Below are 20,892 nucleotides of genomic sequence, written 5' to 3' on the forward strand. Positions count from 1 at the left end.
ACCACTCGACCGTGTAGGTGGGTCGAGTGGTCACCTCGGTTCGACGGACGGTCCCACCGGCCCGGCTGACCGAGACCGGTGGGACCGCACTCATCGCGCCTCAGGCTCAGGGAGCCGCTGCCACCGCGAAGGGTGCCGAGTCGACCGAGCCCACGGCGTTCACCGCGCGCACTCGGAAGAACCACGGCTGCCTCGCGATGTTGCCCGTCGTGTACGTCGTCGTGTTGGCGGCGAGGGTGGCCGACTGACCCGCGACGGTCGCGAACGTGCTGGACGTGCTCCACTGCACGACGTAGCCCGTCTCGTTGGCGACGTCACCCCAGCCGACGGTCACCCGCTCATTGCTACCGGCCCGGACAGCCGAGCCGCTCGTGATGGTCGGCCGGCCCGGGAGCAGGACTTCCGCGGTCGCGGTGTTGCTGGCCGCAGAGCGCCCGGCGACGTTGACCGCGCTCACCCGGTACGCGTAGGAGCTGCCCAGCGACACCGTGTTGTCGACGATCGTCACGTTGCCCGTGTTGGTGCGAGCGGGCGGCGTGGCCAGCTGGGTGAAGCCGCCACCGTTGACCGAGCGTTCCACGACGAAGCCGGACTCGTTCGTCGCGTTGTCGCGCCACGTCAGCGAGACCTGTGGGCCCGCCTGCACGGTGGCGGTGAGGTTCGTCGGGGCCGCCGGCTGGTTCACACCGAGAGTGGCCGACGTCGAGCTCGCCGTCATGGTCGGGAAGCCCGACCCGTAGCCGACGGTGTTCTGCGCGACGACCCGGTAGAGGTACGGCGTCGTGGCATTCGACGACTGGTCCGTGAGCGTCCGCTGCTGATGGACGTTCGCGGCCGCCAGGGGCGACTGCACGCTGCCGACGTCGGACCATGTCGTCCCGTCGGTCGTGCGCTGCACGAGGAAGGACGTCTCCGTGATCGAGTTGTCGTTCCACGTCAGGGTGATCTTCCGGTTGTTCCCGGTGCCGGTGACCACCGCTGCACCGTTCGCCGGCCACGTGACCGTCCTCGGCGGCAGCGCCACCGCCTCGGGCCGCATCATGTCCATCTCCTCGTGGCTGAGGATGTGGCAGTGGAACACGTACTCCCAGCCGAAGTTGACGAGCTCGTTGACCACATCACCGACAGGGTTGCCCTGGGGGTCGACGTTGTTGAAGCCGACCGTCGAGCCCGCCGGCATCATCGGGTTGAGCGGCCGCACCGCGTTCGGCACCTCGAAGGGCACCTGCGGGATCACGGGACGCAGCGCGACGATGGTGTCCTCGAGCGGGCTCATCCGGACAGTGTCCTTCCAGCCCAGCTCGTTGGCGTCGGGCGGGATGACGATGTTGTCCCACGTCACGCGGTTGAGGACCTGCACGTCGTAGAGGTGGAAGTGGATCGGGTGCGTGTCCACGCCGTTGTGGGTGAACCGCCAGATCTGCGTCCCGTCCTTGGCGTCCGTGATCGGGGTGACCCTGACATCGGCGGGCGGCAGCTTGCTGCCGTCGATGAGCTCGGTCGGCGGGTTGACGTACGGGTAGAGGGTGACGTTCTGCGCGCCCGGCGACGGAGGTTGTGCCTCGACACCGAGGTTCGCCTGCATCCGGCCGAACTCGTCGAAGGTCGAGGAGTTCATCTCGTCGTGAATTGCCTTGGGCTGCAACGGCATCGACATCTTGGCGTTGGGAGTAGCCAGCGTGTTGAAGCCGAAGCTCGTCGTGTCGTTGACTCGCACCAGGCCGTCACATCGAGTCACCGTGGCGGTCCCGACGTTGCAGTTGCTGCTCGACGCGAAGCTCGTGCCGTATGCCGAGTTGTATGCCGCCTGGCCGACGATGACAGGGTGCTGGCCGGACTCGAACACGCCTGACCCGTTCGCCTGGTGCTTGAAGGCGTTGGCGAGCGCGGTCACGTTGAAGGCCTTGGCCGGTGTCGCTGCGGCGATCTTGACCTGCATGACGGTGCGGGTGTTCGGGCCGTAGCCCGGCAGGACCGTCGGCGCCCCGGTGGGGCTGAGGTCCGGGCCTCCGGTGTAGTAGTCGTACGACGGCACGCGAGCCGGGAAGGCGGCGGGCGCGTCGTTGTACAGGATCAGCGTCTTGCCCGCGAACTTCGAGAAGTCGACGACAACGTCCGCGCGCTCTGCCGGGGCCAGCAGCAGCGAGTGCTTGTCCACGTTGCCGACGTCGAAACGGGTCGGGTCGGTGATCCAGGTCGTCGGCTGCTGCCCGTCGATGACGGCCGGAGCCGGCAGGAAGCCGCCCTCGCTCGCGATCTGGACCCAGTCGGGTCCGGCCGCGTCGTTGTTGGCATCCGCCGGGGTCGGCGAGATGACCGGGTCGAGCTGTGCAGCCGCGAGCTCGGTGGGGTTGAGCTTGACCTCGCTCTGCCCGTTGCCGTTCGCGGCATCCGGGTCCGCCGTGTACCACTGGAAGTTGAAGAAGCGGTCGTTGGCGGCATTGAGCAGGCGCATCCGGTAGGACTGCGGCTGGAGCGTGACGGTCGGGTAGGCGACGCCGTTGACGATCGGCGTGTCGTTGAACTGCTCCATCCCCGCCGAGATGTTCGGCGTGCCCGGGATCTGCTCCGGCTCACAGTATGGATCGGTGTCGTACTGCCAGGTCGACGGGTCGTCGAGGTTGCAGCTCGGGTCGTAGTACGGGTTCGCGATGGGGCCGTACGTGGTGCCCGCAGCCGGCGGCCAGAACCACGGCCCGTACATCCAGCGGCCGTAGCCGCTCATGCCCGACGGGTCGCCGGGGTTCTGCGCGGGCATGTACACGTGGTGGTACCAGAAGCTGCCCTTGGTGCCCCAACGCGCCTCGTCCCACGTCGGGTCCTGGCCATAGGTCACGGGGTTGCCGCGGGCGTCCTTGGCAGCGCTGTCCTTCAGCTGCTCGGGCCCGGGCACGAAGGTCCGGTCCTGGACGATGAGCGGCAGGGTGTCCTCGGCGGCCGGGATGAGCCCTGCGTTGACGAGCGCCTTCTCGGTGTTGTCGGTGATGGTGTACCCGGCGGCCTCTCCCGCGTAGACGTTGAGCCGCGTGATGCCCCACGAGTGGTCGTGGTAGAACATCAGCCGCGCGCTCTGCTGGTTCGTGTAGTAGAACGTCGAGCAGCCGTCGTCGGCGGGGGCGCAGAGGGCCGGCGACGTGGGGTTCGCCGGGTCGGACAGCATGTCGGGCACGTTCTGCACGATGACGCCCTGGGGCCAGGTCGTGGTCTCACCCGCTGGCGTGATCCACTGGTGCGGCGTGCCGTCGCTGATCCAGGGGGTCGTGCCACCGTGCAGGTGAAGGGTCGCCCGGTTGTCCTTGAAGCACCCGGCGCCCTTCGGCTCCTGGGTGCACTCCGGGTTGCGCACGGCGTCGGTGACGGTGCCCGCGTCGGTCGGGGCGGCCATGGTCATCGGCACCATGCCCGAGCCCATCATCGTGGAGTCGGTGGGCAGGAACAGGTCGCCGTCGGCTCCCTTGGGCAGCAGGTTGCGGAAGACGATCCGGACCGGCCGGTCCTTGGTGGCCGCGATGATCGGGCCGAGCCACTGGGGCGCGGTGACGCCGGTGTACCCGGAGATCTGCTGCTTGTCGCCGTTCTGCAGCTCGTTGAAGAGGGCGACCTGCTGGCCGGGCACCGCTGTCGTTGAGAGCTGGACGTAACCGCGGACCAGGGTGGCGGGCAGGTCTGAGGAGAACTTCGTCCGGTACTGCACCAGGCCGATCACGTACTCGTCGGCCTCACTGCCGTTGTACGTCTTCTTCTCGGGCACCGCGAGCGGGATGAACTTGGCACCAGGCCCGGTCGTCGCGTCGACTCCCGCGGCCTGGGGCACGTTCGGGCAGCCCGCGCCGGTGGCGCCGGGGTTGCATGTGACCGGAAGGGCATCCTGGAACTTCTTCATCCCCGCGGTGAGGTAGCCGCTCCCCGGTTCGGTCACGGTGACCGACTGGATGGAGCCGACGTCGGTCGTCGCGGTTCCGGCCGCGCCGTTACCGGTCCCGGTAGGGTCGGTGACCGACACCGCCGCCGTGGTGTACCCGGTGCCAGCGCTGCCGACGGACAGCCCGACGAGCTTGAGGGTGCTCGTCGCGGAGGCCGGCGTCGAGCCGGTGATCGGGTCCGACAGCGTGCCGTCGAGGATGCGGAGGCCGGGAGCGGCGGTGTAGCCGGTGCCGGGATCGTCGACGGTCACCTTCTGCACCACGCCACCGACGAGATCCGCAGGCTCGACGTGGCCAGTGGCCCGCGTGCCGTTCGGGTCGTCGGGCAGGTCGAACAGGACCGTCGGCATGGTGTACCCGGCGCCGCCGTCGGTGACGGCCACCGCGTCGACGCCGCCCGAGGCAAGGGCCGTCGCGCCGGCGCCGTCGCCGGTGACGGTCGCCTGGAGTCCCGCGTAGCCGGCGCCGGCAGCCGTGACGGAGAGCGCCACCACGGCACCGCTCTGCTTGACCGTCGCGGTCGCCACGGCCTGCACGCCGCCGGACTGGCTGGGCGCACTGATGGTCACGGTCGGCGACGTGTAGTCGTGGCCCGGAGCCGTGACGTCGATGCTGCTGATCCCACCCGTCACCGGGTCGACCTGGGCAGCTGCGGTGGCACCGGTTCCGGCGCCACCGTCCGAGATCGTTACGGCGGCGGTCGGGAGGGTGAGCGGGCTGTTGGCCCAGTTGGGCCAGGGCCCGAAGTAGTGCGGCACCTTGGCCGCGTCGGTGGCGCTGGTGGGCGGTGCCGCGGCGGCGGGTCCCGCGGGTAGCACCGCGGCCTGCCCGGACAGTGCCATCACCATCGCGGCGCCGGCGGTGAGCGTCACCAGCCATTTGCGATCGGTCGAGCGTGACATTGTGGCTTCCCTGCCTCTGTGTGAAATTGCTCTCGTCTATTCCGACGATTCCTCGATGCTAGGCACGGAAATAGAACACCCACCATGGTTGCTGAAAGATTCATCACACGAAACCTGTTGCGCGAAAAGGGATTCGCGATTCGTCAGCGTCAAAGCGCCGGAACTGTTCCGCGGATTCTCAATTGTTCGCCCGGGGGCAATTCAGGCCCGACCGGAAGGCCCGTCATGACTGAATTGCGAGTCATGTTCGTGTGTGTCGGAGATCATGCCGCCAGGGCATCACCGCAGCATTAGGCTGGAAGCGTGAAGAGAGACGGATGGACCTTCGTCTCGAACCACGGCCATGTGGTGATCTGTCTGGCCGAGGACCCCGGCATGCTGCTCAAGGACGTCGCGGCACGGGTCGGCATCACCGAGCGCTGCGTGCAGCAGATCGTGGCCGACCTCGAGGCGGGGCAGGTGATCCAGCGGTACCGGCAGGGCCGGCGAAACCGCTATGTAGTGCTCCGCGAGACCCGGTTCCGCCACCCGGTCGAGTCCGGAGTGACGGTCGGCGAGTTCGTCGACCTGGTCATGTCGTCGCAGGAGACGTCAGACCTGGAGGCGGCCTGGATGTTCGACGGCGTCGGGGAGAGCCCCGTCAGCCAGCTCCGCATCTGAGCCGGATCCGTCGAGGGCCGGTCAGCTCAGCCCGGCGCCGACGAGGTCGAAGGCTTTGTCGATGTTGGACTCGAGCCGGCCCGAGCCGCCCGCCTGCTGGTGCTCGATGCACGCGCGCACCGCGGCGATCGCGACGGCCACGGTGAGCCGCGGCTCGAGAGAGACCCCCGGCCTGAGGCCGAGGCGCCGCTCGAGCGCCGCCGTGAGGGCGTTCTCGATGCGGATGTTGTTGCCGACGAGGGCAGGGGCGAGGGAGGGCTCACCGAGCAGGACTCTGCGTCGCTTGGCCCGCAGCTCGCGGTCGAACGACTCGGGCGCGAGCATGCCGGCCAGGATCCGGCGCAGCGTGGCGACCGGGGTCTCGCCCGCGACCGGCGTCTCCAGCGCGGCGGCATACGACTCGAGCTGCTCGGCCGTGGCGCCGATGACGGCTGCTTCCTTGGAGGGGAAGTAGTTGAAGAAGGTGCGCGGGCTCACGCCCGCGCGCGAGGCGATCTCCTCGGTCGTGACGGCCGAGAAGCCCTTCTCCTCGACGAGGTCGAGGGCGGCCAGGTTGATGGCGCGGCGCGTCTCGCGCTTCTTGCGCTCGCGCAGCCCGGTCGACTCCTCGGACGGTGTGGCGGTGCTCATGCCTCCATGGTGCCACCGATGGTGCATCGACTGCAATTTTGCAGAGACTGCATCTTTGCCGTACTCTCATTGATATGCCACAGACTTCAGCAGGGGTCCAGACCGACGGGCCCGACACCGAGAAGCCGGTCCACACCGGCCTCGACCGGGCGACCCGCAACATCTTCATCGCGCTCATGCTCGGCATGCTCGTCGCGGCGATCAGCCAGACGATCGTCGGGCCGGCCATGCCGCGCATCGTCGCCGAGCTCGGCGGGATGGACCACTACTCGTGGCTCGCGACCGCCGCGATGCTCGTCAGCGCCATCACCGTGCCGATCGTCGGCAAGATGAGCGACCTCTACGGCCGGCGCAGCTTCTACCTCGGCGGCCTCGTCGTGTTCATGGCCGGCTCGGTCCTGTCCGGCTTCGCACAGAACTTCTGGTGGCTCATCGCCGCCCGCGCGATCCAGGGCATCGGCATGGGCACGCTCATGCCGCTGTCGCAGACGATCATCGGCGACATCATCCCGCCGCGTCAGCGGGGCAAGTACCAGGGCCTCATGGGTGGTGTCTTCGGGCTCTCCTCGATCCTCGGCCCGCTCGTCGGCGGCTTCGTCACCGACCACTTCGGCTGGCGCTGGCTGTTCTTCATCTCGCTGCCCGTCGGCGTCGCCGCCTATTTCGGCATCAGCAGGTTCCTCCACCTCCAGCACACCCCGCGTGAGACGGTCATCGACCGCGCCGGGGTCGCGCTGCTGTCCCTGTCGCTGATCCTGCTGCTCGTGCCGACCTCGCTCGGTGGCACAACGCTCGCGTGGGGCTCGTGGCAGGTCGTCACGATGTATGCCGCAGGCATCGTCGCGCTCGTCGCGTTCATCGTCGTCGAGCGGCGTGCGGTCGAGCCGGTCCTGCCGCTGCGCCTCTTCCGCAGCTCGCTGTTCACGCTGTCGAACTTCGCGGCGTTCATGGTCTCGGTGATGATGTTCGGCGCGATGATCTACCTACCGGTCTATGCGCAGGGCGTCCTCGGCGCGTCGGCGACCAACTCCGGCCTCATCCTCATGCCGATGTCGGTGGCGATGATCGGCCTCTCGATCGTGTCGGGCCTGGTCATCACGCGCACCGGCCGGTACAAGCTGCAGACCGTCGCGGGCGTCCTCATCATGGGCGTCGGGTTCTGGCTGCTCACGCAGCTGCACTACGGCTCGAGCCAGACCGAGCTCACCATGGCCATGATCGTCTTCGGCATCGGCCTGGGCATGGCGCTGCAGGTCTTCACCCTGATCATCCAGAACTCCTCGCAGCGCAAGGACCTCGGAGTCGCGACGGCCTCGACGCAGTTCTTCCGCAACGTCGGCTCGACCGTGGGCACGGCCGTCTTCGGCACGATCATGACCAGCGGCCTCGCCGCGAACATCGCCGGGCACCTGCCGCAGCAGGTCGCGGCCCAGATGGCCGCGTCCGGCCAGGAGGTCAGCGCTGGCTCGGTGCTCGACCCGTCGGCCCTGTCGCAGCTGCCGCCGCAGATCGCCACGGCCGTCCAGCAGGGGCTGGCCGACTCGCTCCACTCGGTCTTCGTCTGGGGTCTGGTGCCGTTCGCCCTGGCCCTGCTTGCGGTGCTCTTCATCAAGGAGGTGCCGCTGCGCGACAGCGTCAACACGTCCGACGAGACCGTCCGAGAGCAGGCCGCCACCGAGTCGCGGTCGGACGACGCGCTGGTCGCCGTGCGCTGACGCACGGGCCGACCGAGGCGGCATACCGTGGCGCCATGACAAAGGTTGCTCTCGTCACCGGCGCGTCCTCGGGCATCGGCGCGTCCATCGCCAGCCATCTCGTCGCGACCGGGTGGACCGTGTATGCCGTCGCGCGACGGGTCGAGCGGATGACCGGCCTCGCGTCCCGCGGGGTCAGGACGTTCGCGATGGACGTCACCGACGACGCCTCGATGGTCGCCGGCGTCGACCGGGTCATCGAGGAGGAGGGGCGCATCGACGCCCTCGTCAACAACGCCGGCTACGGGTCCTACGGTGCGGTCGAGACGGTGCCGATCGACGAGGCCCGCCGCCAGTTCGAGGTCAACGTCTTCGGGCTCGCCCGGTTGACCCAGCTCGCCACGCCACACATGCGCACCCAACGGTCCGGCACGATCGTCAACATCTCCAGCATCGGCGGCAAGTTCTACGAGCCGCTCGGGGCGTGGTACCACGCGACGAAGTTCGCCGTCGAAGGGTTCAGCGACAGCTTGCGGCTCGAGCTTGCGCCGTTCGGGATCGACGTCGTCATCATCGAGCCCGGGCCGATCCTGTCGGAGTGGAACGCGATCGCCCGCGACAGCCTCGTCGAGCAGTCCGTCGGAACGGTCTACGAGGACAAGGCACGCAAGATGGCCGCTCAGTTCGAGCGCGTCGACACGCCACGGATGAGCTCGGGCCCGGAGGCCGTGGCCGAGAAGGTCCTCAAGGCGCTCGAGGCGGCGAACCCGGCCGCGCGCTACCCCGCCGGGCGATTGGCGCGGCCCATCGTCACGGCGCGCAAGCTGCTACCCGACCGCGCGATGGACTTCGTCGTCCGCCAGATGTACAAGGACTGACGCCCTGGCGGCGCCACCTCCGTCGGTCCGCCCGACGTCCCGCGCTCGAGGAACGCCGCGGCCCAAAGCAACACACCGAGCAGTCGCAAACTTCTGCGGTTGTTACCGTCAGAGTTTGTGACTGCTCGGTGTGTTGCGGTGTGAAGCGGGGTCGGGCGGAGGCATGCGGGGTGAGGCGGGGTCAGCCCCAGACGAGGCCTCGGCTCGGGTCCGCCATGATCGAGGCGAGGTCGGACAGGAACCTGCTGCCGAGCTCGCCGTCGATGAGCCGGTGGTCGAAGCTCACGGCGAGCTGCGTCACCTGCCGGATCGCGATCTCGTCGTTGCCGTCCGCGTCAGTGATGACCCACGGCTGCTTGCGGATGGCGCCGAAGCACACGATCGCCGACTCACCCGGGTTGATGATCGGGGTCCCACTGTCGACGCCGAAGACGCCGACATTGGTGATCGTCATCGTGCCGCCGGACATCTCAGCCGGCTGCGTCCGACCCTCGCGGGCAGTCGCCGTCAGCTCGCCGATCGCACGCGCGAGGTCGAGCATCGACAGGGCGTGCGCGTCCTTGATGTTCGGGACGATCAGCCCACGGGGGGTCGCAGCCGCGATGCCGAGGTTGACGTAGTTCTTCTGGACGATCTCCTGGGCCGCCTCGTCCCAGGTCGCGTTCATCCCGGGGTTGCGCTTGATCGCGAGCACGAGCGCCTTGGCGAGGACCAGCAGCGGCGTGACCTTGACGTCACGGAACTCGCGGTCGCGCTTCAGCTGCTCGACGAGCTCCACCGTCTTGGTCACATCGACGGTGACCCACTCGGTCACGTGGGGGGCCGTGAACGCCGACCCCACCATCGCCTGGGCCGTCATCTTGCGGACGCCCTTGATCGGGATCCGCTCCTCGCGCGGTCCCGACCCGAAGGCCGCAGCAGGAGATGGAGCCGTCCGGCCGGCTTCGGCGGTCACGCTCGGCGCCGCGGCGGTGACGCCCGCTGCCGCGCCGTCGGTGCCGCCCACTGCGTGGACCTGGACGTCCTCGCGGGTGATGATGCCGTCGGCGCCGGATCCCTGCACGGACCAGAGATCGACGCCGAGGTCCTTGGCGAGCTTGCGCACCGGGGGCTTGGCTCGCGGCCGCCCGCCCTCGCGCTGCTCGGTCGTGGCAGGTGCCGCGGCGTGGTGCGCCAGCGGGGCCGTCTGCTCCGGCGCGGACTCAGCCTGCGCCACCTGCTCGGTCTCGGTCGGCGCGGACAGGTCCGGCGCCGCGGCGGTGGTGACCGGAGCCGCCGCCGCAACGGGTCCCGCCCCGGCCTCCTCGGCCCTGCGCCTCGGGCGACGCGCGGTCGCGCCGGCCTTGGCGCCGTAGCCGACGAGGATCGCCTCCTGCTCGGGCGCGGCGGCGGCATCGGCCGCCGGCGCCGCAGGGGCCTCGTCGCCGCCGAGGCCATCGTCGATCTTGATGATCGGCATCCCGACGTCGACGGTCTGGCCGACCTCGACGAGCAGCTCCTTGACGGTGCCGGCCCACGGGATGGGCAGCTCGACGAGCGACTTGGCCGTCTCGATCTCGAGGACCATGTCGTTGACCTTGACGGTGTCGCCGGGGGCGACCCGCCACTCGACGATCTCGGCCTCGACGAGACCCTCACCAGGGTCGGGCAGGTTGAAGGTGCGAATTGCCATGTGCCTGTGCCCCTTTCGTCAGTAGGCCAGGGCGCGGTCGACGCCGTCGAGGATGCGGTCGAGGTCGGGGAGGAAGTCCTCCTCCATCCGGCTCGGGGGGTACGGGATGTTCGCGCCGTTGACGCGCACGACTGGCGCCTCGAGGTCGTAGAAGCACTGCTCCGTGACCTGGGCGGAGATCTCCGAGGCCATCCCGAGGAAGCTGCTCGCCTCGTGGACGACGACGAGGCGGCCCGTCTTCTTGACCGACCGGACGACCGTGTCGATGGGCAGCGGCGAGAGGGAGCGCAGGTCGATGACCTCGATGCTCGTGCCCTCGGCCTCGGCCGCGGCCGCCGACTCGAGCATGGTCTTGACGACAGGCCCGTAGCCGAGCAGCGTCACGTCGGTGCCCTCACGAAGCACGTTGGCCTCGAACAGGCCCCGCGGGGCCGCAGCCGCGTCGGTGTCGTACTCGGCGCGGTCGTGGTAGCGGCGCTTCGGCTCGAAGAACATGACCGGGTCGTCACACTCGATGGCCCGCTGGATCATCCAGTAGGCGTCCTCGGGGTTCGAGCACGAGATCGTGCGCAGGCCCGCGGTGTGGGCGAAGTATGCCTCCGGGCTCTCGGAGTGGTGCTCGGGGCTGCCGATGCCGCCGCCGAACGGGATCCGGATCACCATCGGGAGCTTGATCGCGCCGAGCGAGCGGGCGCGCATCTTGGCGACCTGGCAGACGATCTGGTCGAAGGCCGGGTAGACGAAGCCGTCGAACTGGATCTCGCAGACCGGACGGTAGCCGCGCAGCGCCATGCCGACCGCCGTGCCGACGATGCCGGACTCGGCGAGCGGAGAGTCGAGGACGCGGTCCTCGCCGAAGTCCTTCTGCAGGCCCTCGGTGATGCGGAAGACGCCGCCGAGCTTGCCGATGTCCTCACCGATGAGGACCACCTTGTCGTCGCGCTCCATGGCGCGACGCAGGCCGTTGTTGATGCTCTTGCCGAGCGTCACCTTCTCGAGCGCCATGTCAGTTCGCCTCCTCGAAGCTGGCCTTGTAGGCCATGAACGCGGCTCGCTCGGCCTCCATCACGGGGTGGTCCTCGGCGTAGATGTGGTCCCACATCGTCTCGCCCGGCATGGTCTCCATGGAGATACAGCCGGCGCGCAGCTCCGCCGCGAAGACGTCGGCCTCCTGGTCGACGCTCGCGAAGAACGCGTCGTCGGCCATGCCCTCGTGCGCGAGGTAGGTCTTGAGCCGCAGGATCGGGTCGCGGAACTTCCACTCCTCGACCTCGGCCGAGATGCGGTACTTCGTCGGGTCGTCCGCCGTGGTGTGCGCACCCATGCGGTAGGTGTAGGCCTCGATGAGCAGGGGGCCGTTGCCGTTGCGCGCCTCGTCGAGGCTGTGCTTCGTCACGGCATAGGTCGCGAGGATGTCATTGCCGTCGACGCGGACTCCCTTGAAGCCGAAGCCGTTCGCCCGCTGGTAGAGCGGGATGCGGGTCTGCTTGGACACCGGCTCGGAGATCGCCCACTGGTTGTTCTGGCAGAAGAAGACGACCGGAGCATCGAAGCTGGCCGAGTAGACGAACGCCTCGTTGACATCGCCCTGCGAGGAGGCGCCGTCACCGAAGTAGCAGATGACCGCGGTGTCGCGGTCGGGGTCGCCGGTGCCGACGTTGCCGTCCATCTTCACGCCCATCGCGTGCAGTGCCTGGGCGCCGATGACGATCGTGTAGAGGTGGAAGTTGTTCGTCTTCGGGTCCCAGCCGCCCTGGCTGACACCACGGAAGAGCTGGAGCGAGCTCTGCGGGTCCATGCCGCGCACGAAGCCCACGCCGTGCTCGCGGTAGGTGGGGAAGACGAAGTCGTGCGGCCGCAGCGCACGGCCCGAGCCGACCTGAGCGGCCTCCTGCCCGAGCAGGCTCGGCCAGAGGCCCAGCTCGCCCTGACGCTGCAGCGCGTAGCCCTCGGCGTCGAGACGGCGGATGAGGACGAGGTCGCGGTAGAAGCTCCGCAGGTCGTCCTTGGTCAGGTCCGCGACGTACTTGTCGTAGTCGGGGTGGGACACACGCTGACCTTCTGGGGTCAGCAGCTGGATCATGTCCGGGCCGCCGTCGCCGACCGCAGGGGTCGGCTCGTGCAGCTCGGCGACAACCTTGTCGCTCACTGGGCGCTCCTTCGCCGGGGTGGGGTCCGGCCTTGTTTCGGGCCGCGCGCGGGGATCACCCGCCCGACGGCTGTGTCACACGCGTCCGCCGAGGTGACGGCTGACACATGCGGGTCCTCGTCACGGAACTTACCGGAGGCCCCTGCGAATCTCACAATGCGGACCGCACCCCGGCACGCACAGCCCGGCTGACCTGGGCAGATGCCGCGCACACGTCAGCGCCGGGTGCCCCAGGTCCAGGGCGGCGTCGTCAGCAGGCCCTGCCCCTCGACGAAGGTCTCGCCGAGGTCCTTGACCAGCAGGATCGAGCGGGCGGCCGACCCGAGCCCGACGTCCGCCTCGTCGACGTCCGGGTCGTCGCCATCGAGGAGCCCGAGCTCGCTGACGAGCGCCGAGGAGTGCGACACGACCATGACCTGGCTGCGTTCCGCGGCCGAGCGGATCAGCCGGGCGAGCGGTGGGAGCAGCTCAGGGTGCAGCGACGTCTCTGGCTCGTTGAGCACGAGCAGAGGCGGCGGATCCACGGTGAGCAGGGCGGCGACCAGGAGCAGGTAGCGCAGCGTCCCGTCCGACAGCTCGGCACTCGACAGCGGCCGCAGCATGCCCGGCTGGTGCAGGGCGAGGTCGAACCGGCCGTCAGTGACCGTGACATCGAGGATCGCCCCGTCGAAGGCATCGGCGACAGCGGCGTCCAGACGGGTGCGGCCGTTCTCACGGATGGTCTGCAGCGCGGCAGCGAGGTCACGGCCGTCGTCGGCGAGCACCGGGGTGCGCGTGCCGACCTGGGCCTGGCGAGCGGGCGCGTCGGCGTCGGCGCGGAACGAGTCGTAGAACCGCCAGCCCCGGATCATCCGCCGCACCCGCAGCAGCTCGGGTGCGCGCTCGGGGTCGGCCAGCTCGGTCAACATGCTCTCCCACGGGCGCAGGGACCGGGTCAGCTCGACCCAGCCACGGCTCCGGCTCCCCCGCGCCGTCGCGGCGCCGCCGGCCGATGCTCGCGCGCGCCCCGACGGAGGGTCCACCGGGTCCGACTCCCACTCGTCGTCGGAGCCCCAGTCGGACCCCCAGCCGTCGTCGGAGCCCGGCGTGGTCCGGCTCTGGACCACGCTCCAGCGGCGGCGCACCAACACCGAGCCGGGGCGCATGACCGGGCCGGCCCAGACCACCTCACGTTTGATCTCCGGGTCGCGCAGGAACGCGGAGGCGGTCGCCCCGTCCATCCCCGACGCCTGTTGCGGGAGTCCGAGGTCGATGAGATAGCCGAAGTCGTCCGAGGCGAACCCGAGCATGAGGCTGATCGGACCCTTGCGCATCGTCCCCTGGACAGCGTGACCGCGCCGGGCACCGCCGAGCGTCGCCGGACCCGCCCAGAGCGCGGACTGCAGACCGCCCTCGCGGGCCAGCGTGCCGATGACCTCGCCCCGGCCGCACCCGGCGAGCAGCCGCAGGGCCCGGTAGAGGCTCGACTTCCCGCTGCCGTTGGCGCCGGTGACGACGTCCAGACCGTGCAACGGGACGACGACGTCACGGAGCGAGCGGTAGCCCGAGACGGCGACAGCGGTCAGCATGGCGAGACCGTATGCCGTGGCGCCGACACTCCGGAGTGACCTGCCAGCGCCTCGCCAGCTCGGCGATGGCAGCTCCCCGGCTCCAGCTGCGCCGTCGCCTCGCGTCAGGCGTTCGGGTCGACCCCGTCGCCTCCGGCTCCGCGCGACCACGCCGGGAGCTCCTGCAGCGACCAGCGGTTGCCGTCGGGGTCCGAGAAATAGACGAAACGCCCCCACGGCTGCTCGTCGACCTCGGATGCGTCCACGCCCCGACCTACGAGCTCGGCGCGGACGGCGTCTGCGTCAGCGACCACCATCTGCAGGTTGTCTAGGCCGCCCGGCGCCATCTGCGTGAGCCCCTTGCCGATCGCGATCGAGCAGGCCGACCCCGGCGGCGTCAGCTGCACGAACCTGATCTCCTCGCTGACCGTGTAGTCGTGGTCGACGTCGAACCCGACCTTGTCGGCGTAGAACTCCTTGGCCCGGTCGACATCCGTCACGGGCACCCCAACCAGCTCGAGCTTCATGTCCATGGAGCAACGCTAGAGCGTGGCACCGACACCGGGGTCACTCGGCGACGTTGTCAGAGAAGCCGACTGCGTCGGCCTCGGAGCCCGCAGGCCCCGAAGACCCTTGGGCGGCCGCGTCGTCCGAGGGCGGCACGTCCCTGATCACCGCCACCCGCCGAGTCCCGTCTGCGTCGTCCCCGGCTGCTTCCCGGCCCGATCCCTGGGCCAGTCCCCGCACCAGTCGAGCCGGCGCCTCGGCCAGCTTCGGCAGCGCCTGCGGCAGCAGCTCCAGGACCAGCATGAGCGCGAGCGCCACCGCAAGAAGGAGGGCGGCGGCATACTCCAGCCAGCCGGCCACGGGCGTGACCACGACAAGGCCCGGCTCGAGGCCGAGTCGCCGGTCGTCGATGGCCAGGCGCGCCGCCACGGACTCGACGATGGCGGCGGTGGTCAGGGCGACTCCGGCCGCGCCGAGCAGCCCACCGCGGTGGTCGGGAAGCAAGAGCCAGGCTGCGACCCCGGCCGCGCCGAGCACCAGCACGACCACCAGGACGACGAGTGACAGGGTCGGCGTGGGCCCGGAGTAGGCGTCGAACTGGACACCATCGGAGGAGTAGACGGCCTCGCGCCCCCACGACCAGATGCGGTGCTCGAAGCCCTGCGTGACGCCACCGACCTCCGGAGTGCGCACCGCCTCGATCCGCGTCGGCCAGATCGTCGTCGTCGCGGCGCAGAGGATCCCGAGCGCGCCGATCCCACCGGTGACCAACCTCCCCCGAGAGGAGGTCCACCGCAGCCCGCGACCTGCCTGCCCGCGGGTCGGGCCGGGCGTGCGCGCGCTCATCGCGGTGGCCGGAACCGGTCCGGGTCGGAGGACGGGTCGTCGCTGAAGCCGACGCCCTCGGTGGAGCGCCAGCCAGGCTGGTCGTACGTCGGACGCGCGTCACGGATCGTCGCAACGCCGACCCGGGGTGGCGGCCCCTCCGGCTCCTGCTCGTCGACCTTCGCGCGCTCGGCGGAGCGGCGCGCGAGTCTGACCACCCAGGCCCACGCCGCCCGCGCCCACCCCGCCCGGGCCCATGCCGCCCTGGCCAGCGCGACGAGCGGGCGCCACGCGATCGCCCCCACGGCCACGGCGAGCAAGGCCACGGCCGCGACCTGCAGCTGCCCACCGAGATACACCTCGAAATGGAAGTCGCCGTTGCCGTAGAAGGATGCGGACGCCTCACCGAGGCGGCGCACGAAGTCGGAGATCACCTGGGCGGCGACCCAGGCGACGCCGACGGCACCGAGGATCCGTCCGTCCGGACCGCGCCGGACGGCATACAGCACGCACGCGACGACCCCGATCACCAGGGACGCGATGAAGAAGACGAGGGCGGCGTCGTTGCGGTAGTCGAACTGCGGGTCCACGCCCGGGGTCGTGTCGGCGATCCGCCCCCAGCTCCAGAACGACTGCTGGAACTGCGGAAAGTTCGAGCCGGGGTTCCCCCCGGGAACGCTGACGCTGTAGGTCGGCAGGAAGATCAGCGGCACGGCGAGCGCGATGCCGACGAGACCGGCGACCGTGCCGACCAGCCGCCCCCGAAGGACCGGGACACGGCTGCGCAGCTCGCGCCAGGGTGACACGACCGGCTGGGCCAACGGGCTCGGGTGGACGGTCATCCTCGCGTCTCCTCGTCGCCGGGGTCGCCGGGGTCGCCGAAGGCGACCGGTTTTGCGGACAGATGTTCGCCCGCCGGACGCAGGCTGACCGTCACGCGAGAGCCATCCCCGGGGCCTGGTCCATCCGTGACACCGCCCGCCTCAGAGGGCGTATGCCGCCGTGCCCACGAGAGCGCCCCGTCCCACGGCGCGCCGCCGGTCAGGTCCCCACTGAGCAGCGTGTATGCCATAGCTGCCAAGGCAACCAGAAGCACGACCGCTGCGGCGGTCTCGAGCACCCCCGCCCTCGGCGTGTCAGTGAGAATCGTCAGCCCGGAGCCGGAGTAGACGTCCTCGCGCACGTCGCGTCCGGCTCGGTCTGCGGTGGTCGTGAGCAGCCGACCCGCGAGCAGCGCGACCCCGACCGGCCCCGCGAGCAGCGCCCAGGCGGGCCCCCGCACCCAGACCACGACGGCCGCGAGGGCGACGAGGAGCAGCGCGACGAGGACGGCAAGGCCCAGCGGGTTCCAGAGGTCCTCGAGCTCGACGCCGCCGGCCGCGACGAGCCGCGACCGGCCCCAGCTCCATCCCCACAGCTCGGACAGCAGCGCCCCTCGCTCGCGGTCGGAGTTCGTCAGGTGCCACGTCGGAGCGAAGACCGAGGGCACGGCCAGCAGCACGCCCAACAGCGCGACCGACGCACCGACCACCCTCTGCCGTTGCAGCCCCATCGGTGACCTCCTGACGCCGCTGGCGGCATCCGGCGTGCCGTGCGCGGCTCAGACCATTGTCACGCCATCGTCAGCGAGCGCCGAAGCTCCGGGCCACCTCGAGCAGCCGGGAGTTGGCCTCGACCTCGCCGATCGTCACGCGGACCCCGTCGTCGCCGTACTGCCGGACCATGAGCCCAGCCTCCTCACAGGCCCGCGCGAAGGCGGTGGAGTCCGTGCCGAGCGGGAACCAGACGAAGTTCGCGTCGGACCGGGGCAGCTTCCACCCCTGGTCCGCCAGTGCCTGCGCGATCCGGTCGCGCTCTGCGACAAGGGAGTCCACGCGCTCCTTGAGCTCGTCGAACGCATCGAGGGAGGCGATCGCGGCGATCTGGGCGAGCGAGTTGACGCCGAACGGCGTGGCCGTCTTGCGGATCGCGGCGGCGACATCAGGGTGCGCGACGGCATACCCGACGCGCAGGCCGGCGAGGCCGTACGCCTTGGAGAAGGTGCGCAGGACCACGACGTTCGGGCGGTCCCGCCACACCTCGAGGCCACGGACCGCCTCGGGGTCGCGGACGAACTCGACGTAGGCCTCGTCGACGACGACGATGACATCGCTCGGCACGCGATCGAGGAAGGCCTCCAGCTCGTCCTGGTGGACGCAGGGGCCGGTCGGGTTGTTCGGCGTGCAGACGAGCACGACGCGGGTCCGGTCGTTGACCGCCGCGGCCATCGCGTCGAGCCGGTGCCGCGCCTGCTCGTCGAGCCCGACCATGACGGGGTTCGCGCCGGCCAGCTGGGTGACGATGGGGTACGCCTCGAACGACCGCCACGCGAAGACCACCTCGTCACCCGCGTCGCAGGCGGCGTTGACGATCTGCGCCAGCACCGCGACCGACCCGGTCCCGGTCGCGAGGCACTCTGCGGGGACGTCGAGCGCCTTGGCCAGCCGCTCGGTCAGGGCCGTGACCGCCATGTCGGGGTAGCGGTTGACCGTCGCGGCACCCTCGCTGATCGCGGCCACCACCGAGGGCAGCGGGCCGTACGGGTTCTCGTTCGAGGAGAGCTTGTATGCGGTCACGCCCGCGGGTGCCGACGCCGGCTTGCCGGGCTTGTAGTCGGGCATCCGTGAGAGCACCTCGCGCAGGCGCACCGCGCCCGTCGCGCTGGGGGTCGCCCCGGGCGTCGTGCCGACGGTGATGCTCGCCGACGGGACGGGTGCTGCAGCTTCCTCGCTCATGGCGCCACTCTATGGCGTCAGGTTCGACGGCCCCCTGGCCTGGTCTGACCGAGCCGGGATCGCAAGTCGGCCACCGGGTACCAGACATGCGCACGACCGACTTTGCCCAGTTCAAGTAGCCCCTGGGCCTCAAGACCTTGAAGGTCCTGTCGTGCCGTCTCCCCAGAAACCCGATGGCTTCTGGCGTGGGTGACCGCCGTGAAGGTCGCGTGCGGATCGCGCAGACCCGCCTCGAGGATCGCGAGCTGTCGGTGGTTCACCGCGTGTGCCAGCCCCGCGACCAGCTCCTTCATGCTCTGCGTTTCCTCGATGCGCTCCTCCAGATAGGACTCAAGGTCATCGAAGGCCCGGTCTAGGACGCCTAGCTGGTAAAGGACGAAGTAGGTGGTGTCGCCGGCGTCGTACTCAGTATTGAGGTATGCACGCATGTACTTGACTGGTGCCGCCTTGAGCAAGGGCGAGATGGCGACGAACTCCGACAGCCAGAGACCTTGGCGCAACACCGACCAGTAGAACAACGCTCGCGCGACACGCCCGTTCCCGTCCACGAAGTAGTGGTCATATCCGACCATGAAGTGGATCACGACCGCCCTGACGAGGGCTGGAACCCAAGTGGATCCCTCGGGCCCGCCGTTGGCGAACGCGCACAAGGCTGCCAGGCGGGCCTCGAGCTGCTCCGCGGGTGGAGGCACGTGGGCGACTTGGCCGTCGAACGACTCGACCCGGACGCGCTCCTCACCGGGCCGTTGAAGCCGACCACCGTCTGCCGGGTCGTCCGAGGTGCCTTCTGTTACAGCGAAATGCAGTTCCTTCACCATCTCAGGCGTCAGGACCTGGTCGCGGCGGTCTCGCACAAACTCCATCGCGCGATAGTTGTTCCAGATCATGCGCTCGCTCTTGGTGCGCGGGGCCCTTCCTTCTCGAAGCATCTCCTTGGCGACCCGCCTGGTGGTGGTAGCGCCTTCCAGCTGACTGGAGGTGATGGCCTCCTCCATCAGGGATCGCACGACATATCGATCGCGCGTGGCCGGGTTGGTGACCGGCTCGGACATGCCGATATGCCCCCCGGCGCGAGTGCCGATTCGCTCGATCAGCTTAAGCATCTCGTCAGGCATCGCATAGGTGAAGGGGCGACCGCCGGAGTCTTCGAACGGCAACCGGCGACCGACTGCCGCCCGCTGAATCCTGGTGGCCGTCCACCACTGCTCCACTGTGAGGCCGTTGGGTGGCGGTCGCCATTGCAGCTCATCCCACGGCAGGTAGCGGTCCGTCGCGACCGGGACCATCGACATCGCGTCGACGAACTCTTTGGTTGTTGACCACAAGGAGGCGTCTGGCGCTGGTGGCTTGTCGGGAGATCTCACGGACTCCAACCTATCTCCAAGTTGCTGCAGAACTTGGAGTTCGCCCACGCCCGCCATCGGCGAACGACCTCCAACTCCAAGGCCAACTTGGTGATCATTGGGAGCAGGAGCGGTGAGCCTGCTCGAGTCTGGGCCAGAGCCGCGACCGGTTCGGAGAGCTGACCGGCGTCTGGACGTGGGCCTTACGGCATACCTGCGGTGTGGTTAGGCTCACATCGTCGCGTCAGTGCCGCCTCGACATCCTCAAACGAAGCCACCTCTTCCCGAAAGACCAACCATGCGCATCGGCATCCTCACCGGGGGCGGGGACTGTCCCGGCCTCAACGCCGTCATCCGGGGCGCCACCCGCGCCGCCGAGGTCACCTACGACAGCACCGTCATCGGCTTCCGCAACGCGTGGCGCGGCGTGATGGACAACGACTACGAGATCCTCGACGTCGACCGCTGCCGCGGGATCCTCCCACTCGGCGGCACGATCCTCGGCACCAGCCGTGACCAGCCGTTCGCCCACGAGGACGGGCTCAAGCGGGTGCGCAAGGCGTACGACCGCCACGGTCTCGACGCGATCATCGGGATCGGCGGCGAAGGCTCGATGGGCGTCGTCAACCGCCTGCACGAGAACGGCTTCCCGGTCATCGGAGTCCCGAAGACCATCGACAACGACATCTCCCTCACCGAGATGACCTTCGGCTTCCAGACGGCCGTGCAGATCTGCACCGACGCGATCGACCGCCTGCACACGACCGCCGAGTCGCACCACCGCGTCCTCGTCGTGGAGGTCATGGGCCGCCACGTCGGGCACATCGCCGCGTGGTCGGGCATCGCCGGAGGCGCCGCCATCATCCTCGTCCCCGAGGAGCCGTTCAACATCGACGACGTCTGCGAGCGGATCGTGCACCGGCACAAGAAGGGCCGGTTCGCCACGATCATCGTCGTCGCCGAGGGTGCGCTCCCGGCACCCGGCACGATCGAGCTGCCGACACCTGAGGTCGACAAGTACGGCCACCAGATCCTCGGCGGGATCGGCTCGATCCTCGCCCGCGAGATCCAGGGCCGCACCGGCATCGAGAGCCGGATGACGGCACTCGGCCACATCCAGCGCGGCGGCTCCCCGGTCGCCTTCGACCGGGTGCTCGGCACGCGGTTCGGGGTCGCCGCGGTCGAGGCGGCGCTCGACGGAGCGTGGGGCCAGATGGTCGCCCTGCAGCGCGGCCAGATCGAACGGGTGCCGGTCGCCGAGGCGATCGGCCAGCTCAAGGTCGTCGACCCGGATCTGTTGCGGCTCAACAAGATGTTCCAACCGCGGATCCCCGGAGACGAACATCCAGGCTTGCCCCAGGATGGTGTGCTCCCCGTGGAACACTGAC

At 69.6% G+C, this 20,892-nt stretch carries 16 protein-coding genes; 4 read left to right on the forward strand and 12 right to left on the reverse strand.

Translation table 11 applies throughout. The features are described from left to right. Nucleotides 1–106: 106 nt before the first annotated feature. On the reverse strand, nt 107–4,825 hold the full coding sequence (locus ACYVLP_RS03755) for a multicopper oxidase domain-containing protein (RefSeq protein ID WP_460625997.1): 4,719 nt from the start codon (nt 4,823–4,825) through the stop codon (nt 107–109). A 303-nt stretch (nt 4,826–5,128) separates the two neighbouring features. On the opposite strand from ACYVLP_RS03755, the gene ACYVLP_RS03760 reads away from it, so the two are divergent. Then, nucleotides 5,129–5,485: a helix-turn-helix transcriptional regulator gene (locus ACYVLP_RS03760; RefSeq protein WP_460625998.1), complete on the forward strand. Its 357-nt coding sequence runs from the start codon at nt 5,129–5,131 to the stop codon at nt 5,483–5,485. Between the two features lie 21 nt (nt 5,486–5,506). Here ACYVLP_RS03760 and ACYVLP_RS03765 read toward each other — a convergent pair whose 3' ends face one another. Further along, nucleotides 5,507–6,115, reverse strand: coding sequence for a TetR family transcriptional regulator (locus tag ACYVLP_RS03765; protein WP_460625999.1), 609 nt, complete (start codon nt 6,113–6,115; stop codon nt 5,507–5,509). Nucleotides 6,116–6,189: 74 nt separating this feature from the next. On the opposite strand from ACYVLP_RS03765, the gene ACYVLP_RS03770 reads away from it, so the two are divergent. Next, nucleotides 6,190–7,830: an MDR family MFS transporter gene (locus tag ACYVLP_RS03770; protein ID WP_460626000.1), complete on the forward strand. Its 1,641-nt coding sequence runs from the start codon at nt 6,190–6,192 to the stop codon at nt 7,828–7,830. A 35-nt stretch (nt 7,831–7,865) separates the two neighbouring features. Continuing rightward, on the forward strand, nt 7,866–8,687 hold the full coding sequence (locus ACYVLP_RS03775; RefSeq protein WP_460626001.1) for an oxidoreductase: 822 nt from the start codon (nt 7,866–7,868) through the stop codon (nt 8,685–8,687). Between the two features lie 181 nt (nt 8,688–8,868). Here ACYVLP_RS03775 and ACYVLP_RS03780 read toward each other — a convergent pair whose 3' ends face one another. From ACYVLP_RS03780 to ACYVLP_RS03825, 10 genes are all read right to left on the reverse strand, one after another. Continuing rightward, a complete protein-coding gene (locus tag ACYVLP_RS03780) occupies nt 8,869–10,359 on the reverse strand; it encodes a dihydrolipoamide acetyltransferase family protein (protein ID WP_460626002.1) in 1,491 nt (496 codons plus the stop codon). A gap of 18 nt (nt 10,360–10,377) precedes the next feature. Beyond that, nucleotides 10,378–11,364: an alpha-ketoacid dehydrogenase subunit beta gene (locus ACYVLP_RS03785; RefSeq protein ID WP_460626003.1), complete on the reverse strand. Its 987-nt coding sequence runs from the start codon at nt 11,362–11,364 to the stop codon at nt 10,378–10,380. A 1-nt stretch (nt 11,365) separates the two neighbouring features. Further along, a complete protein-coding gene (locus ACYVLP_RS03790) occupies nt 11,366–12,508 on the reverse strand; it encodes a thiamine pyrophosphate-dependent dehydrogenase E1 component subunit alpha (RefSeq protein ID WP_460626004.1) in 1,143 nt (380 codons plus the stop codon). 215 nt (nt 12,509–12,723) lie between these two features. After that, nucleotides 12,724–14,076, reverse strand: coding sequence for an AAA family ATPase (locus ACYVLP_RS03795; protein WP_460626005.1), 1,353 nt, complete (start codon nt 14,074–14,076; stop codon nt 12,724–12,726). Between the two features lie 104 nt (nt 14,077–14,180). After that, the gene (locus tag ACYVLP_RS03800; RefSeq protein WP_460626006.1) at nt 14,181–14,588 is read right to left on the reverse strand and encodes a glyoxalase superfamily protein; all 408 of its coding nucleotides are present in this window, start codon (nt 14,586–14,588) and stop codon (nt 14,181–14,183) included. Between the two features lie 34 nt (nt 14,589–14,622). Continuing rightward, the gene (locus ACYVLP_RS03805; protein WP_460626007.1) at nt 14,623–15,408 is read right to left on the reverse strand and encodes a hypothetical protein; all 786 of its coding nucleotides are present in this window, start codon (nt 15,406–15,408) and stop codon (nt 14,623–14,625) included. Then, nucleotides 15,405–16,229 (reverse strand): hypothetical protein, encoded by an 825-nt coding sequence (locus tag ACYVLP_RS03810; RefSeq protein WP_460626008.1) that lies wholly within the window; start codon nt 16,227–16,229, stop codon nt 15,405–15,407. Before ACYVLP_RS03810 ends, ACYVLP_RS03805 begins: the two co-directional genes overlap by 4 nt. After that, a complete protein-coding gene (locus tag ACYVLP_RS03815; protein WP_460626009.1) occupies nt 16,226–16,939 on the reverse strand; it encodes a hypothetical protein in 714 nt (237 codons plus the stop codon). The genes ACYVLP_RS03810 and ACYVLP_RS03815 overlap by 4 nt, the downstream gene beginning before the upstream one ends. A gap of 70 nt (nt 16,940–17,009) precedes the next feature. Beyond that, nucleotides 17,010–18,161: a histidinol-phosphate transaminase gene (hisC, locus tag ACYVLP_RS03820; RefSeq protein ID WP_460626010.1), complete on the reverse strand. Its 1,152-nt coding sequence runs from the start codon at nt 18,159–18,161 to the stop codon at nt 17,010–17,012. 17 nt (nt 18,162–18,178) lie between these two features. Continuing rightward, complete coding sequence (locus ACYVLP_RS03825) at nt 18,179–19,525, reverse strand: Fic family protein (RefSeq protein ID WP_460626011.1); 1,347 nt, start codon at nt 19,523–19,525, stop codon at nt 18,179–18,181. Nucleotides 19,526–19,802: 277 nt separating this feature from the next. Between ACYVLP_RS03825 and ACYVLP_RS03830 the strand changes: the two genes are divergently transcribed. After that, entirely contained in the window at nt 19,803–20,891 is a 1,089-nt protein-coding gene (locus ACYVLP_RS03830) for a 6-phosphofructokinase (RefSeq protein ID WP_452268051.1), read from the forward strand. Nucleotide 20,892 lies beyond the last annotated feature (1 nt).

It is taken from the genome of Intrasporangium mesophilum, from assembly GCF_054783095.1.